This window comes from Streptomyces sp. HUAS 31 (assembly GCF_028198125.1).
GTDB classification, from domain to species: Bacteria; Actinomycetota; Actinomycetes; order Streptomycetales; family Streptomycetaceae; genus Streptomyces; species Streptomyces chartreusis.
Map to the genome: position 1 here is coordinate 6,199,450 of NZ_CP116353.1, position 16,223 is coordinate 6,215,672.

15 protein-coding genes are annotated in these 16,223 nt (G+C 71.9%); 12 read left to right on the forward strand and 3 right to left on the reverse strand.

Going from position 1 to position 16,223, the window contains the following annotated elements:
- Positions 1-3 precede the first annotated feature (3 nt).
- From PGH47_RS27735 to PGH47_RS27750, 4 genes are read left to right on the forward strand one after another with little or no spacing between them, the layout of a single operon-like run.
- The gene (locus PGH47_RS27735) at positions 4-927 is read left to right on the forward strand and encodes an ABC transporter permease (protein ID WP_271665669.1); all 924 of its coding nucleotides are present in this window, start codon (positions 4-6) and stop codon (positions 925-927) included.
- Positions 920-1,921, forward strand: a complete 1,002-nt coding sequence (locus PGH47_RS27740) for an ABC transporter permease (protein ID WP_271665670.1) — start codon at positions 920-922, stop codon at positions 1,919-1,921. Before PGH47_RS27735 ends, PGH47_RS27740 begins: the two co-directional genes overlap by 8 nt.
- A 7-nt stretch (positions 1,922-1,928) precedes the next feature.
- The gene (locus tag PGH47_RS27745) at positions 1,929-2,903 is read left to right on the forward strand and encodes an ABC transporter ATP-binding protein (protein ID WP_271665671.1); all 975 of its coding nucleotides are present in this window, start codon (positions 1,929-1,931) and stop codon (positions 2,901-2,903) included.
- A complete protein-coding gene (locus tag PGH47_RS27750) occupies positions 2,896-3,930 on the forward strand; it encodes an ABC transporter ATP-binding protein (protein WP_271665672.1) in 1,035 nt (344 codons plus the stop codon). The genes PGH47_RS27745 and PGH47_RS27750 overlap by 8 nt, the downstream gene beginning before the upstream one ends.
- A gap of 163 nt (positions 3,931-4,093) precedes the next feature.
- On the opposite strand, the gene PGH47_RS27755 is transcribed toward PGH47_RS27750, so the two are convergent.
- Positions 4,094-6,214, reverse strand: coding sequence for a prolyl oligopeptidase family serine peptidase (locus PGH47_RS27755; RefSeq protein WP_271665673.1), 2,121 nt, complete (start codon positions 6,212-6,214; stop codon positions 4,094-4,096).
- Positions 6,215-6,389: 175 nt separating this feature from the next.
- Here PGH47_RS27755 and PGH47_RS27760 point away from each other — a divergent pair, with 175 nt between their 5' ends.
- The 8 genes from PGH47_RS27760 to PGH47_RS27795 all read left to right on the forward strand — a co-directional run bounded on the left by PGH47_RS27760 (position 6,390) and on the right by PGH47_RS27795 (position 14,081).
- Complete coding sequence (locus PGH47_RS27760) at positions 6,390-6,584, forward strand: hypothetical protein (protein ID WP_019755516.1); 195 nt, start codon at positions 6,390-6,392, stop codon at positions 6,582-6,584.
- 22 nt (positions 6,585-6,606) lie between these two features.
- Positions 6,607-7,470, forward strand: a complete 864-nt coding sequence (gene mshB / locus PGH47_RS27765; protein ID WP_271665674.1) for an N-acetyl-1-D-myo-inositol-2-amino-2-deoxy-alpha-D-glucopyranoside deacetylase — start codon at positions 6,607-6,609, stop codon at positions 7,468-7,470.
- Entirely contained in the window at positions 7,467-7,874 is a 408-nt protein-coding gene (locus tag PGH47_RS27770; protein WP_271665675.1) for a DUF6113 family protein, read from the forward strand. Before mshB ends, PGH47_RS27770 begins: the two co-directional genes overlap by 4 nt.
- Before the next feature lie 160 nt (positions 7,875-8,034).
- Positions 8,035-10,494: a hypothetical protein gene (locus PGH47_RS27775; RefSeq protein WP_271665676.1), complete on the forward strand. Its 2,460-nt coding sequence runs from the start codon at positions 8,035-8,037 to the stop codon at positions 10,492-10,494.
- A gap of 128 nt (positions 10,495-10,622) precedes the next feature.
- Entirely contained in the window at positions 10,623-11,555 is a 933-nt protein-coding gene (locus PGH47_RS27780; RefSeq protein WP_271665677.1) for an ABC transporter ATP-binding protein, read from the forward strand.
- A complete protein-coding gene (locus PGH47_RS27785; protein WP_269643229.1) occupies positions 11,549-12,307 on the forward strand; it encodes an ABC transporter permease in 759 nt (252 codons plus the stop codon). Before PGH47_RS27780 ends, PGH47_RS27785 begins: the two co-directional genes overlap by 7 nt.
- Entirely contained in the window at positions 12,304-13,470 is a 1,167-nt protein-coding gene (locus PGH47_RS27790) for a sensor histidine kinase (RefSeq protein WP_271665678.1), read from the forward strand. The genes PGH47_RS27785 and PGH47_RS27790 overlap by 4 nt, the downstream gene beginning before the upstream one ends.
- A complete protein-coding gene (locus tag PGH47_RS27795; RefSeq protein ID WP_107903164.1) occupies positions 13,467-14,081 on the forward strand; it encodes a response regulator transcription factor in 615 nt (204 codons plus the stop codon). Before PGH47_RS27790 ends, PGH47_RS27795 begins: the two co-directional genes overlap by 4 nt.
- 147 nt (positions 14,082-14,228) lie before the next feature.
- On the opposite strand, the gene PGH47_RS27800 is transcribed toward PGH47_RS27795, so the two are convergent.
- Positions 14,229-15,080: a transglutaminase-like domain-containing protein gene (locus PGH47_RS27800; protein ID WP_271665679.1), complete on the reverse strand. Its 852-nt coding sequence runs from the start codon at positions 15,078-15,080 to the stop codon at positions 14,229-14,231.
- 39 nt (positions 15,081-15,119) lie between these two features.
- The gene (locus PGH47_RS27805) at positions 15,120-16,112 is read right to left on the reverse strand and encodes a GNAT family N-acetyltransferase (RefSeq protein WP_271665680.1); all 993 of its coding nucleotides are present in this window, start codon (positions 16,110-16,112) and stop codon (positions 15,120-15,122) included.
- Between the last annotated feature and the right edge of the window lie 111 nt (positions 16,113-16,223).

The following is a 16,223-nucleotide window of genomic DNA, read 5'->3' on the forward strand; positions in this document are numbered from 1 at the left end:
GCCATGGTCGGCTACGTGGTCCGGCGCCTGGTGCAGATGGTCCCGGTGTTCATCGGGGCCACCCTGCTGATCTTCCTCATGGTGAACGTGATGGGCGACCCCGTCGCGGGCCTGTGCGGCGACCGGCAGTGCGACCCGGCGACGGCCGCGCAGCTCAGGAAGGAGTTCGGCCTCGACAAGCCCGTGTGGCAGCAATACCTGACCTACATGGGGAACCTCTTCACCGGCGACTTCGGTACGGCCTTCAACGGCCAGGAGGTCACCGAGCTGATGTCGACGGCCTTCCCCGTCACCATCCGGCTGACCATCGTGGCGATCGTCCTCCAGGTCGTCATCGGGATCACCCTGGGCGTCGTCACCGGCCTGCGCCGCGGCCGCCCCGTCGACACCGGCGTCCTTCTGCTCACCCTCGTCGTCATCTCCGTCCCCACCTTCGTCACCGGCCTGCTGCTCCAACTGCTGCTCGGCGTGGAGTGGGGCTGGATCCGCCCGTCCGTCTCCACGGACGCCCCCTTCGGCGAGCTGATCGTGCCGGGCCTCGTCCTCGCGTCGGTCTCCCTGGCATACGTCACCCGGCTGACCCGCACCTCCATCGCGGAGAACCGGACCTCCGACTACGTCCGTACCGCGGTCGCCAAGGGCCTGCCCCGGCGCCGGGTCGTCACCCGGCACCTGCTGCGCAACTCGCTCATCCCCGTCGTCACCTTCATCGGCGCCGACATCGGCTTCCTGATGGGCGGGGCGATCGTCACCGAGCGGATCTTCAACATCCACGGCGTCGGCTACCAGCTCTACCAGGGCATCCTGCGCCAGAACACCCAGACCGTCGTCGGCTTCGTGACGGTCCTCGTCCTCGTCTTCCTCCTGTGCAACCTGGTCGTCGACCTCCTGTACGCCGTACTCGACCCGAGGATCCGCTATGCCTGAGCCGCCGCTGGAGTCCGAGGGAGCCGTCGCGGGGACCGGGGCGGCCATGGGCGCGGTGGCGGGCCTCGCCACGACCGAGGCGGAGATCCTGGAGCAGGGGCCGCCGACCGCCGACGCGGCGGCGGTCGGCGGGCCGCAGGGGACGGGCAGACCCCGGTCCCTGTGGTCCGACGCCTGGCGGGACCTGCGCCGCAACCCGGTCTTCCTGGTCTCGGCCCTGATCATCGTCTTCCTCGTCGTCATCTCCCTGTGGCCCTCGCTGATCGCCTCCGGCAACCCCCTCAAGTGCGACCTCGCCAGGGCCCAGCAGGGCGCCGGGCCGGGCCATCCCTTCGGCTACGACGGACAGGGCTGCGACGTCTACACGCGCACGGTCTACGGGGCCCGTACGTCCGTCTCGGTCGGCGTCTGCGCCACGCTCGGGGTCGCCCTGCTCGGCTCGGTCCTCGGCGCGCTCGCCGGCTTCTTCGGCGGCCTGTGGGACTCCGTCCTGTCCCGGATCACCGACGTCTTCTTCGCCATCCCGGTCGTCCTCGGCGGCCTGGTCCTGCTGTCGGTCGTCACCAGCAACAGCGTCTGGCCGGTCATCGGCTTCATCGTGCTGCTCGGCTGGCCGCAGATCTCCCGCATCGCCCGCGGCGCGGTCATCACCGCCAAACAGAACGACTACGTCCAGGCCGCCCGCGCCCTGGGCGCCTCGAACTCCCGGATCCTGCTGCGCCACATCGCCCCGAACGCGGTGGCCCCGGTGATCGTGGTCGCGACCATCGCGCTCGGCACCTACATCGCCCTGGAGGCGACCCTGTCCTACCTGGGCGTGGGTCTGAAGCCGCCCAGCGTCTCCTGGGGCATCGACATCTCGGCGGCGTCCCCCTACATCCGCAACGCCCCGCACGCCCTGCTGTGGCCCTCCGGGGCGCTCGCGGTCACCGTCCTGGCGTTCATCATGCTCGGCGACGCCGTGCGCGACGCCCTCGACCCGAAGCTGAGGTGAGCCGCCGATGCTGCTCGAAGTGCGCGATCTGCACGTGGAGTTCCGCACCAGGGACGGGATCGCCCAGGCCGTCAACGGCGTCAGCTACGGCGTGGACGCGGGCGAGACCCTCGCCGTGCTCGGCGAGTCCGGGTCCGGGAAGTCGGTGACCGCGCAGGCCGTGATGGGGATCCTCGACACACCGCCCGGCCGGATCACCGGGGGCGAGATCCTCTTCCAGGGGCGGGACCTGCTGGGTCTGAAGGAGGAGGAGCGGCGCAAGGTCCGCGGCGCCGAGATGGCGATGATCTTCCAGGACGCGCTGTCCTCCCTCAATCCCGTGCTCTCCGTGGGGGAGCAGCTCGGCGAGATGTTCGTCGTGCACCGGGGCATGTCGCGGAAGGACGCGCGGGCCAAGGCCGTCGAGCTGATGGACCGCGTGCGCATCCCGGCCGCCAAGGAGCGCGTGAAGCAGTACCCGCACCAGTTCTCCGGCGGCATGCGCCAGCGCATCATGATCGCGATGGCCCTCGCCCTCGAACCGGCACTCATCATCGCCGACGAGCCGACGACCGCCCTCGACGTCACCGTCCAGGCCCAGGTCATGGATCTGCTGGCGGAGCTGCGGCGCGAGTACGCCATGGCCCTGATCCTCATCACCCACGACCTCGGCGTGGTCGCGGACGTCGCCGACCGGATCGCGGTGATGTACGCGGGCCGCATCGTGGAGTCGGCGCCGGTCCACGACATCTACAAGGCGCCCGCCCACCCGTACACCCGCGGCCTGCTGGACTCCGTCCCGCGCCTGGACCTCAAGGGCCGCGAGCTCTACGCCATCAAGGGCCTGCCGCCCAACCTCATGGACATCCCGCGCGGCTGCGCCTTCCATCCCCGCTGCCCGATGGCCCAGGACGTGTGCCGCACCGACGTGCCCGCCCCGTACGAGGTCTCCGAGGACCGGCGCAGCGCCTGCCACCTGTGGAGGGAGTGCCTGAATGGCTGAGGCGATTCTGGAGGTCCGCGGGCTCGTCAAGCACTACCCGCTCACCCGCGGCGTCCTCCTCAGGAAACAGGTCGGCTCGGTGAAGGCGGTCGACGGCGTCGACCTCACCCTGCACCGCGGCGAGACCCTCGGCGTCGTCGGCGAGTCCGGCTGCGGCAAGTCGACCGTCGCCAGGATGCTCGTCAACCTGGAACGCCCGACCGCCGGCTCCATCAAGTACAGGGGCGAGGACATCACCCGGCTCTCCGGCCGCGCCCTGAAGGCCGTACGGCGCAACATCCAGATGGTCTTCCAGGACCCGTACACCTCCCTCAACCCCCGTATGACGGTGGGCGACATCATCGGGGAGCCGTACGAGATCCACCCCGAGGCCGCTCCCAGGGGCGACCGGCGCCGCAAGGTCCAGGAGCTGCTGGACGTGGTCGGCCTCAACCCCGAGTACATCAACCGCTATCCGCACCAGTTCTCCGGCGGCCAGCGCCAGCGCATCGGCATCGCCCGGGGTCTGGCCCTGCGCCCGGAGATCATCGTCGCCGACGAGCCGGTCTCCGCGCTGGACGTCTCCGTGCAGGCCCAGGTCATCAATCTGATGGCCCGCCTGCAGAGCGAGTTCAAGCTCTCCTACGTCTTCATCGCCCACGACCTGTCGATCGTCCGGCACATCTCCGACCGGGTCGGGGTGATGTACCTCGGCCGGATCGTGGAGACCGGCCGGGACACCGAGATCTACGACCGTCCCACGCACCCCTACACCCAGGCGCTGCTCTCCGCGGTGCCCGTGCCCGACCCGGAGGCAAGAGAGCGCCGCGAGCGGATCATCCTCACCGGCGACGTCCCGTCCCCGACGAACGTGCCCTCCGGCTGCCGCTTCCGCACCCGCTGCTGGAAGGCGCAGGACGTGTGCGCCGAGGAGGTGCCGCCGCTGGCGGTGCCGGCGCGGCCGCGGGAGCAGGGCGGCCCCGCGGGGCACGAGTCGGCGTGCCACTTCGCGGAGGAGAAGCAGGTGGTCGCGGCAAAGACGCCGTGACCGGTGCGGCCATAGTCGTACAAAGGCGCATCAACTGCGTTAACACACAGGCAACTTGGCCGACCCGATTCCGATATACGGACGCGTCAGGCTGAACAGCGTACGGCCGTGCGGGTGCCGTGAACGGACCGGGGTGCGCCATGTCACCCCGGTCCGTTGCCCGTTACGCGAGGCCGAGCGACCGCCTCAGGAAGTCGAGCTGGAGCAGCAGCAGGTTCTCCGCGACCTCCTCCTGCGGGGTCATGTGGGTCACCCCGGACAGCGGCAGCACCTCGTGCGGGCGGCCGGCGGCCAGCAGGGCCGAGGACAGCCGCAGGGAGTGGGCGACGACCACGTTGTCGTCCGCCAGCCCGTGCACGATCATCATCGGGCGGTGCGGCTCGGCCGGCTCCACCAGGCCCGTGTCGTCGATCAGCGAGTTGCGCCGGTAGACCTCCGGCTGCTGGTCGGGGTGCCCGACGTAGCGCTCCTGGTAGTGGGTGTCGTACAGGCGCAGATCGGTGACCGGGGCGCCGACGACGGCCGCGTGGAAGACGTCCGGGCGGCGCAGCACCGCGAGCCCCGCGAGATAGCCGCCGAAGGACCAGCCCCGGATCGCCACCCGGGTCAGGTCGAGCGGGAACCGCTCGGCGAGCCCCTGCAACGCGTCGATCTGGTCCTGCACCACGATCGCCGCGATGTCGTCCTTGACGGCCTTCTCCCAGGCGGGAGAGCGTCCCGGCGTGCCGCGGCCGTCGGCGACGATCACCGCGAAGCCCTGGTCGGCGAACCACTGCGAGGTCAGATGCGGGTTGTGGGCGGCCACCACCCGCTGGCCGTGCGGTCCCCCGTAGGGATCCAGCAAAACCGGGAGTGGGGTGTCACCGGCGTAGTCCCGAGGCATAAGCACGGCGCACGGGATGCGGCGTGCGCCCCCTGTGGTGAGGGTGATGCGCGGGGACAGACCGGGGTCTTCGGCATAGGAGCGGACCAAGCCAATCCCCTTTCCGTCCCGCAGTACCTGCACCGCGGCCCCGGGCCGGTCCGGCGTATGGGACACCAGCACCGTCACCCCGCCGGCGCGCACCGCCGAGTGCACGCCGGGTTCCTGTGAGACGCGCTCCACGCCGAGCTCGTTCACCCGATACACATGCACTTCGCCGATCTCGGGCTCGGCCGCCGCCTCGCCCGCCGACGCCGAGATCAGTACGTCGTCGGAGGTGACGTCCAGCACCGCGCGGACGTGCAACTGGGGTCCCGTCAGCGGGCGTTCGCCCACCGTGAGCACCCGCGCCCCGCCCTCGTCGGCAATCCGCACAAGATGCCCGGCAGGACTCCAGCAGGGCACGCCAGGGAAAAGTTCCAGCCATTGTGGATCTTCGTCGGCGTGCACCATCCGGGTCGCCCCCGTCGCCGGGTCCACGGCCAGGAACAGCTGGCTGAGCTGGTCGCGCGCCTGTACGAGCAGCAGCGGCGCCCCCGCCGCTGACCAGTGCACTCGCGCCAGATACGGATAGCGCGCCCGGTCCCAGGAGACCTCCGTACGGGCCCCGTCCAGCCCGATCACGAACAGCCGGACGTCCGCGTTCGCCGTGCCCGCCGCCGGGTACGCCACCCGCTGCGGTTCCCGCTCCGGACGCGCCGGATCGGAGATCCACCACCGGTGCACCGGCGTGTCGTCGACGCGCGCCACCAGGAGTTGGTCCGACTCGGGGCTCCACCAAAAGCCCCGGTAGCGCGCCATCTCCTCGGCCGCGATGAACTCGGCCAGCCCGTAGGTGACCCCGTCCGACTCCGGCTCGGCCAGCGCGCGGTCGCCCTCACCCTCGGCGCCCACCACCCGCAGCGCGCCCTGCGCGACATACGCGATGTGCCGTCCGTCGGGGGAGGGGCGCGGGTCGATCACCGGCCCGGGGGCCGGGAGTTCACGGGCCGTCCCGGCTTGCAGCTCGGCCGTGAAGAGCCGCCCTGACAAGGCGAAAGACGCCAACTCGACGGCGTTGTCGGTGGCGTGGCCGACGATGCCGGCGCCGCCCTCACGGCTGCGCTCGCGCCGCGCCCGCTCCTCGGGCGAGAGGTCCTCCGAGGCGCCGCCCAGCAGGGCGCGCGGGTCGGCGGCCACGCGCTCCTCACCGCTCGCCGTGTCGAGCACCCACAGCGAACTCGCCGGGTCCGTACCGGAGGTGGAGCGCAGGAACACGACACGGGAACCGTCGGGCGCCACCGCGAACGCGCGCGGCGCGCCGAGCGTGAACCTCTGGGTGCGGGCGTGCCGTCGGGGGAAGGACACAGGGTCGGTCGTCATGCCCCGACCATATTGGCCAGTGCGCCCCCTTGTGCGGCTGTGCGCCGATCGATGCGCACGTACGGATAGTTATGATCACAACCGCATAGTGGGTATGAACCTGCTGGCTGCTTGATGGATTTATCTGCCCCCATAGTCCGACCCCCGCGCTTGGGATTCTTGGAGGTGAGCCGCCGTGGCACTCTCGATTTCGGCGGTGGTGCTGCTGGCGATCATCGTCTTCCTTCTGATCAAGAAATCAGGACTGAAGGCCGGGCATGCGGTGGTGTGCATGCTGCTGGGCTTCTATCTGGCGTCCTCGACCGTCGCTCCGACCATCAGTGAGCTGACGACGAACATCGCGGGCATGATCGGAAGCATCAAGTTCTGAGCCGCCTCGTAGGGTGGGGTCCATGACGGAACTCCCCGACCGGCGTCTTCTCCTGGTGCACGCGCACCCGGACGACGAGTCGATCAACAACGGCGCGACCATGGCCAGGTACGCGGCCGAGGGTGTCAGGGTCACCCTGGTGACCTGCACCCTCGGTGAGCACGGCGAGGTCATTCCCCCGGAACTTCGGCACCTCACCGGTACCGAGCTGGGCGAACACCGCCTCGGCGAGCTCACCGCGGCGATGCGCGAACTCGGCGTCGAGGACTTCCGTCTCCTCGGCGGCAGGGGCCGTTACGAGGACTCCGGGATGATGGGCATCGCCGACAACGACGACCCCGCGAGCCTGTGGCAGGCGGACGTCGACGCGGCCGCCCGCGAGCTGGTCGAGGTCATCCTGGAGGTACGCCCCCAGGTCCTGGTCACCTACGACCCCGACGGCGGCTACGGCCACCCCGACCACATCCAGGCCCACCGCGTCGCCATGCGCGCGGCCGAGCTGGCCGTGGACGCCGGGTGGGAGATCCCCAAGGTCTACTGGAACCGGGTCCCGCGCACCGCCGCCGACGAGGCGTTCGCCCGGCTTCAGGCTGATCTGCCCGGTCTGCCCTTCGGTAAGGCCGCCACCGTCGCCGACGTGCCGGGAGTCGTCGCCGACGAGCGCGTCACCGCCGTGATCGACGGCACCGCCCACGCCGCCGCCAAGGCCGCCGCGATGCGCGCGCACGCCACCCAGATCGAGGTGGCCGAGCCGTACTTCGTGCTGTCCAACGAACTCGCGCAGCCCCTGTTCACCACCGAGTACTACGAGTTGGTGCGCGGCGAGCCGGGGGCGCGGCCGGAGTCCGACCTGTTCGCCGGTCTCACCGCCGGGGAGGCGTCATGAGCTCGATGCTCGCCCAGCCGATCAAGCTGAAGCGGCCCTCCGCCCTGCGGGCCCTCGCCTACGTGGCCCTCTTCGCGCTCGGCGCGGTGGTCGGCGTGGCCGGCGCGCTTGTGCAGCCCGCGTGGTTCCCGGGCGGTCTGCTGCTCGCCGTCGCCGGCGAGGCCGGACTGCTGCTGGGCGCCGGCCGGGCGATGGGCAGCCGCGCCGGGGCCGTCGCACCGGCCGGCGGCTGGATGATCTCCGTCATCCTGCTGACCGCCAGCCGTCCGGAGGGCGACTTCCTGTTCGGAACAGGAGTCTCCTCCTATCTCTTCCTGCTCGGCGGCATGGCCATTGCTGTGATCTGCGCCACCCTCGCTCCCGTACGGCAACCGGGTGGCGACGGCGTCCGACTTGGCAATTGACGTACCACTTCTCCACGACGTACTCGTGCGAGTCCCGTGTGGGTTTCCCAGGCGGTCGTGGGATACGCGCCAGGGGTGGCCAGTATGGTGGTGCGCGCCGCCGAGCCGACCGCAGCAATGAGGTCGAAACGGGCGGTGGAGCCAACCGGGAGAACCTGCCTTGAGTCGTGAAACTGACAGTCCGTCCTCCGGGCCCAACGGGCGCGGGGGTGCCGCGTACCCCTCGGGCACGCCGCCGTACGGGATCCCCATGGTTTCCGACAGCGCTGCGGACGAGGGCCGTTCGGCCCCGAAGCCGGAGGAACGCAAGACCGAGACGACGCTGACGACCCGGATCCGGATCAACATCCCCGGATCGCGGCCCATTCCGCCGGTCGTCGTCCGAAAGCCCGTCCCAGAAGCCGAGAATCCGGGCGAAACCGCCGAGACCCAGGCGCCGCCGCCGCCGGCCGCCACGGCCGCCGCCACGGGCAACGTCGAGCCCCCGGCCGACCCTGCTCCACCGGCGGGGGAGAAGACGAGCGACTGGTTCGCACCGCGCAAGTCCTCTGGCGGCAAGGGCGGTCAGGGCGGCCCGGCCACCAACGGCGCAGGTCTGCCCGGCGGTTCGGGCCCCGGTGCGGGCGGTCCCGCGGGCGCCGGCCCGGCCACCGGTCCCGGGCGGCCCGGCGGTGTCGTCGGCTCGATGAACGCGCCCGGCGGCCCCCGACCCGGCAGCGGGAACGGCGCACGGCCGGACGGCGGCTCCCGTCCCGGCGGCGCGGGGCTACCCGGGGCGACCGGCGGTCCCGTGGCTCCCGGCCACGGCGGCGGCACCGGCTCCTTCGACGTCACCGAGGCCCTGGCGGCCGGCCCGCTGGGCAACGGCGCCCGCCCCGGCGGCGAGGCACGCCGCGACGACCTGCCGTACTTCGCGGAGAACGGGACCGGCGCCCAGAACGGGCAGAACGGTCAGAACGGCTTCGGTGGCCAGGGCGCGCAGAGCGGCCCGAACGGCCCCGCCGGCTACGGCGCCCAGGGCGGCCCGGCCGGCTTCGACCCCGCCGCCGACTTCAACGCCCCGGGCGACTTCGGTGGCTCCAGCGACTTCAACGGTCCGAACGGCGGTGGCGGCCGAGGCGGTCCGCAGGGTCCCGCGGGCCCCACGACCGGCCCGGTCACCGGCGACGGACCGGCGGTGCCGCCGGTCGCGGGCGGCGGACAGGGCGGCCGCAGCGGTCCCGGCGGCCGCGGTCCGGGCAGTCGCGGTCCGGGCGGTCCCGGCGCTCCGGGCGCACCCGGCGGTGCCGGCATCCCCGGCATCAACGTCGGCCCGGCAGGCCCCGCGGGCCCCGGCGCCCCCGGCCCGAACGGACCCGGCCCGAACGGACCCGGCCCGAACGGTCCCGGTGCCGCCTTCAACGCCCCGGGCCAGGGCCCCGGCGCCGGTATGAGCGACGACACCGCGATCCTCACGCCGCAGAAGCCGGCCCCCGAGCCCGGCGGCCCGAACTACGGCGTCGCCGACAACGTCTCCGGCCACACCGTCACCAGCGGCATCCCGATCGTGCCCGGCGGCGCCCAGAGCGGCGGCCCCTTCGGGCCGGGCGGCACCGACACGTCGTCCGGGCCGCACACGCCCCCGAAGCTCCCCGAGCCGTCCTCGTCGAGCTCCTCGTCCTCCCGTGCGCCGAAGAAGAAGGGCCGCAACAAGCGGGCCCTGATCGTCGGCGGCGTGGTCGTCCTCGCGGGCGGCCTGTACGGCGCGGGCCTGCTGATGAACCACACCGACGTGCCCAAGGGCACCACCGTGCTCGGTGTCGACATCGGCGGCGGCACCCGCGACGACGCGGTCCGCAAGCTCAACGACGCCTTCGACGAGCGGGTCAACAAGCCGCTGAAGCTGTCCGTGGGCGGCAAGACGGTGGCCCTGCAGCCGGATCAGGCCGGGCTCCAGTTCGACATGCAGCAGACGGTCAGCACGGCCGCGAGCAGCGACTACAACCCGATCTCCGTGATCGGCTCCCTCTTCGGCAACCAGCGGGTCGTCGACCCGGTCATGCCGACCGACGAGGAGAAGCTGCACGCCGCCCTGGAGGACGCCTCCGGCGGCTCCGGCTCGGTGACCGAGGGCTCGGTCTCCTTCAAGACCGGCAAGGCGGTCGCCGTGTACGGCAAGGCCGGCCAGGGCATCGACGTCGCCGGGTCGACCACGGCGGTCGAGGAGGCGTACCGCACCCAGGTGGAGACCGGCGCGTCCGCCCCGGTGAAGGTGGCGACCACCGCCAAGCAGCCGACGGTCACCAGGGCCGAGGTCGACCGGTTCATGAAGGAGTTCGCCGAGCCGGCGATGGCCGACAAGGTCACGGTCCAGACGGACGCCGCGCACAGCATCCCGTTCGGTTCCCTGTCGCTGCCGAAGATCCTCGGCGTCAAGGCGGTCAACGGCAAGCTCGTGGACACCTACGACCTCAAGGCGCTCCAGGCGGCGTACGGTGCCACCTTCGACGGCGTGCAGATCAACGGCGCGAGCGGCAAACGCGACGTCCTTCCGCAGGATGTCGCCTCCGCCCTGCGCAAGGCGCTGCGCGGCAAGACGGCCGCGGAGCGCACCGTCACCATCGACACCGACCCGAGCTAGCGCAGCCGTTCGGACGAGGGGGCACCCGGCAACCGCCGGGTGCCCCCTCGTCGTATGACATCTGTCATCCGGCAGTCAGGACCGTCGACACTGCCGGGCCGGGCGCCCCCGCGGCCAGTCTTGAGCACATGACAACGACAGCGTTGAACACGGCGACCGAGGTGGTCGGATTCGACCGGGTGAGCAAGAGCTACGGGAGCGTCCGGGCCGTCGACGGGCTCACGCTCGCGCTGCACCCGGGGGAGACCGTGGCCCTGCTGGGCCCGAACGGGGCCGGCAAGTCGACCACGCTCGACCTGCTGCTCGGCCTCAAGCAGCCCGACAGCGGCACGGTGCGGATCTTCGGCACCGGCCCGCGCGAGGCCATCGTCGCCGGGCGGGTGGGCGCCATGCTCCAGAGCGGCGGGCTGATGGACGAGGTCACCGTCGCCGAACTGGTGCGGCTCGCCTGCGATCTGCACCCGAGGCCGTACAAGGTCTCCGACGTGCTGGCCCGCGCGGGTGTCTCGAAGATCGCCGACCGCAAGGTCGACAGGCTCTCCGGCGGCCAGGCCCAGCGCGTGCGGTTCGCCCTGGCGACCGCCGGCGACAGCGACCTGATCGTCCTGGACGAGCCGACGACCGGCATGGACGTCACCACCCGCCACGCCTTCTGGGCCACCATGCGCGAGCAGGCCGAGCAGGGCCGGACCGTCCTGTTCGCCACGCACTACCTGGAGGAGGCCGACGCCATAGCCGACCGGGTGCTCGTCCTGCACCGGGGACGGCTGCTGGCCGACGGCACGGCGGCCGAGATCAAGGCGAAGGCGGGGGCGCGGCGCGTCTCCTTCGACCTGCACGACACGGACATCGACGAGAGCGCGCTGCGCGCCCTGCCCTTCCTGACGTACCTCGACGTGTCGGGCCACACCGTCCGCATCCAGTCCTCCGACGCCGACGCCACCGTCCACGCCCTCTACGGCCTCGGCCTGTACCCCCGCAACCTCGAAGTCGCCGGGCTCGGCCTGGAGCAGGCGTTCGTCGCCATCACGGAGGCCGAGGAGGCCCGCACCTCATGCTGAGTATTTTTGCTTCGCGGGGCCTGATCAAGCTCGAACTCACCCGCGCCCTGCGCAACCGCAAGTTCCTGTTCTTCTCCGTGCTGTACCCCTCGCTGCTGTTCCTGCTCATCGCGGGCAGCGCCGACAGCACCACGAAGATCGACGGGACGGGCCTGACGCTGCCGACCTACATGATGGTGTCCATGGCGTCCTTCGGCGCCCTCACCGCCGTCCTGATGGGCAACAGCGAGCGCATCGCCAAGGAGCGGGAGGGCGGCTGGGTACGGCAGCTGCGGCTGACGACACTGCCCGGGCACGGGTACGTCCTCGCGAAGACGGCCGGCTCCGCCGTGGTCAGCCTGCCGTCGATCGTGGTCGTCTTCGTCGTCGCGGCGGCCGTGAAGGACGTACGCCTGGACGCCTGGCAGTGGCTCGCCCTGACCGGCGCGATCTGGGCCGGCAGCCTGGTCTTCGCCGCGCTCGGCGTGGCCCTCGGCTACCTCGCGAGCGGTGACGCGGTCCGCCCGATCACGATGATCACCTACTTCGGTCTCTCCATCCTCGGCGGCCTGTGGATGCCGACCACGTCCTTCCCGGGCTGGCTCCAGGACATCGCCAAGTGGGTGCCCACACACGCGTACGCTGCCCTCGGGCAGGCGATCGAACAGAGCCGGGCGCCGCACGCGAAGGACCTCGTCGTCCTCGTCGTCTCCTTCGCCCTGTTCACGGGTGGTGCGGCCTGGCTGTACCGGAAGGACACGTTGAAGGCGTGAGTGGCGAGGGAGTCGGAATCGGGCAGCGCCCGGAGAATCGCAAGCAACGGTTCGTCAAGCTCCTGTGGACCGGCATCTGGCTGGTCTACCTGAGCGCACCGGCCAGCGACCTGCTGCACGGCGGCCACAGCACGGGCGTGCGGATCCTCGGCTGGATCGGCCTCGCGGCATTCGTCACCTGGTACATGCTGCTGCTCTTCCGCACCGGCCGCGGCGAACGCAACAGCGTCGTCCTCGCCTCCCTCGGCGTTCTCGCCGCCCAGTCCACGCTCCTGGCCCTCACCCTGGGCCGGGAGTGGCTGGTGCTGTTCGTGTACGTCTCGATCGCGTCCGGCGCGGCCCTGCCGCTGCGCATGGCCCGCTGGACCATCCCGGGCGCGTCCGCGCTGATGACCCTGATCGCGTTCGCGACACCGGGCGGCAAGGAGTTCCTGGCCGGACTGCTGATCCCGGCCCTGCTGGGCGGCTTCGCCATGACCGGCGTACGCGAACTCATCCGCACCACGGTCGCGCTGCGGGAGGCCCGCGCCACGGTCGCCCAGCTGGCCGCCAACGAGGAACGCCTGCGCCTGGCACGCGACCTGCACGACCTGCTCGGCCACTCCCTGTCCCTGATCACCATCAAGAGCGAGCTGGCGGGACGCATGCTCCCCGGCCACCCCGAAAAGGCGGCCCAGCAGGTCGCCGACATCGAACAGGTCAGCCGGCAGGCCCTGGTCGACGTCCGCGAGGCCGTCTCGGGCTACCGCCGCCCCCGTCTGGCCGCCGAACTGGCGGGCGCCAGAGTCGCCCTGACGGCCGCGGAGGTGACGGCCGAGCTCCCCGCCGAGCCCGACCTCACCGGCGTCCCCGAGGACAGCGAGACGGCCCTGGCCTGGGCGCTGCGCGAGGCGGTCACCAACGTCGTACGGCACAGCGGCGCCCGGCGCTGCACGGTCGAGCTGCTGCGCCGCCAGACCCTCGACGGCCTCGTCCTGGAACTCTCCGTCGAGGACGACGGCTCCGGTGACGGGGGCGGCGGCCCCGGCCACGGTCTGACGGGCCTCACGGAACGCCTCACCAAGGCCGGCGGCACCTTGGAGGCGGGGGGCACCCGGAACGGCTTCCGTCTCACGGCCCGCGTCCCGGTGCCGGCTTCGGCGCACGTAGGATCCGCGACATGAGCCCCACGATCAAGGTCCTCCTCGCCGAGGACCAGTCGATGGTCCGCGAGGCCCTGGCCGCCCTGCTCGGCCTGGAGGACGACATCGAGGTCGTCGTCCAGGTGGCCCGCGGCGACGAGGTACTGGCCGCGGCCCGCGAGCACGCCGTGGACGTGGCGCTCCTGGACATCGAGATGCCCGGCGCGACGGGCATAGAGGCGGCGGCGCTCCTGCACCAGGAGCTGCCGTCCGTGAAGCTGGTCGTCCTGACGACCTTCGGCCGCCCCGGTTACCTGCGCAGCGCGATGGAGTCGGGCGCCGACGCCTTCCTGGTCAAGGACGCCCCCGCGGCCCAACTCGCCGAGGCGGTACGCAAGGTGCTGGCGGGGGAGCGGGTCATCGACCCCACCCTGGCGGCAGCGGCCCTGGCGGAGGGCGCCAACCCCCTGACCGACCGCGAACGAGAGGTCCTGCGAGCAGCGGAGGACGGCTCCACCAACGCCGAACTCGCGGCGACCCTGCACCTCTCCCAGGGCACGGTCCGCAACTACCTCTCCACAGCGATCCAGAAGCTGGCGGTACGGAACAGGGCGGAGGCGGTACGGATCGCGAGGGAGAAGGGCTGGCTGTAGAACGCGGATCATCGGAAGCGCCCTGAGGGGCAACGCCCCTTCAGGGGCGCGGGGCTGTATCGATTTGCGGCTCCGCCGCGTGGGCGCGACCAGCCACAACGCACCCGCAGCCGCACGACAAGAGCACCCTACGGCGAGAAGGCGACCCTAGTTCAACATCGCCCGAGCGGCCCGAGCCTCCCCCCGCACCCGCTCCGCCGCCCCCTCATCCACCTCACAGATCAACTCCGCGTACTCCTCCAACTCCACGGCCCCCGCGACGAAGTCCCCCCGCTGGACGAGCAACTGCGCCCGCTCGAACCGCAACCGCGCCGGATGTGACGGCAGCGACAGGGACAACTCCAGCGCCCACAGGGCGACATCCGTGCGCTCGGGCCGGGCCGCCGCCCACGCCCGTACGTTGTTCAGGATCCGCTGCACCACTTCCAGCGGATCGGCCGGGGTCAGCATCGACGGCTGCAACGGCGCCCCCGTGGCCCCCGCCACCAGCAGATCCGCGTCGCCGCCCGTCAGCACCCGCCCCCCGTCGAAGGGATCGGCCAGCACCTGATCGTCGGTGGGCCCGAACCCCACCACGAAATGGCCGGGCAGGGCGACCCCGTACACGGGTGCCCCCGCCCGCCGGGCCACCTCCAGCCACACCACCGACAGCAGGATCGGCAGCCCGCGCCGCCGCCGCAGCACCTCGTGCAGCAACGACGACTCCAGCCGCTGGTAGTCCGCCGCGCAGCCGCGGAACCCGTACCGCTCCCCGAGCAGCTCCCGCAGCGCGACGGCCCACGCCCGCGGTCCGCCGGGCCGGTAAGGCAGCTGCCCGGCGAGCTCGTCCAGCGTGACCTGCGCGGAGTCCATCCCGGCCTCGTCGAGCGCGCCGTCGGCCTCCGCTCCCAGCAGCAGACACAGCGTGGACAGGTCAGGCCGCTCGGACCGGGCCTCTTCGGCGAACCGCCGCCGCAGCTCGGCGGAACGTTCGGGGGTCGGGGGGTACAGGGGACGCATAGCTGGCTCGTGCCCTTTCACGGCGATCGGTACCGCTGCTCACACTGATCGATAGTGGTGGTACGCGTGATGCGCGGCGAACCCCATGCCGGCGTACAGCCCTCGCGCGCCCGCGTTGTCCGCCTCGACCTGGAGCCACGCCGCCGACGCACCCTCCTCCAGGGCCCGCCGGGCCAGCGCGGCCATCACCCGGGTGGCCAGTCCCCGCCGCCGCAGCGCCGGGTCCACCTCCACGGCGGCGAAACCGGCCCACCGCCCGTCCACGACACACCGCCCGATGGCGGCGGGCGCGCCATCCCCCTCGCCCGGGACCGTCGCGAACCACACCGACGGGCCGCTGCCCAGCACCTTCAGGGCCACCTCGCTCACCCCCTTGCGCTGATACCGCGTAAGCCAAGCGTCGTCCGCCTCCCGGGACAGCACCACTCCGGCGCCCTCGTCCCGGTCCGCGACCGGCGCCAACGCCCCGATCCACAGCTCCGCGGTGACCTCCCGGGTCCACCCCAGCCGCTCCAGCTCCGCGCACAGCAGCTCCTGCGTGCCCTCGGCCCCGGTCGCGGTCTGGACGTACGCGGGGAGCCCGCGGTCGCCGTACCAGCGCCGTACGGCGTCCAGCGCGGCCGGCAGCGGGAGGCCGGGGTCGCCGAGCGGCAGCGCCGAGTTGGCGCGGCGGGTGAACCCGGCGGCGGCACGCAGCTCCCACTCGCCGAGCCGCTCGCTCTCCACGGGCCGCCACGCGCGTGCGGAGACGCGCGCGAGTTCCTCGTAGGAGGCGGCGGGGCCGCGCCGGCGGGCCGGGGCGGGCGGCACCACCTTGCCCGCGACCAGTGACGCTTCCGGAATGTGGACGGTCTCGCCACTCTTCCGTGTGATCAGCAGCACACCGTCGTCCCATGATGCGAGAACACCCACCGTGTCGGTGAACTTCTCACCCTCGGTCGCAGGATCGTGTCGGCGGCGTACGGAGACCCGTTTGCCCACGTCAGCAGCGGTGATACGGACCTCAAGGCGCCCCGTCGCAGATATTTCCACAGGTCACTTCACCCCTCCTGTTCGGATCATGCCCAAGAACGGAGATACTAGGGGCGGGCATCGACGACGCCGCGCTCCCGCGCGCCAGGCGGCGGAGCCTGAAGAGGCCCG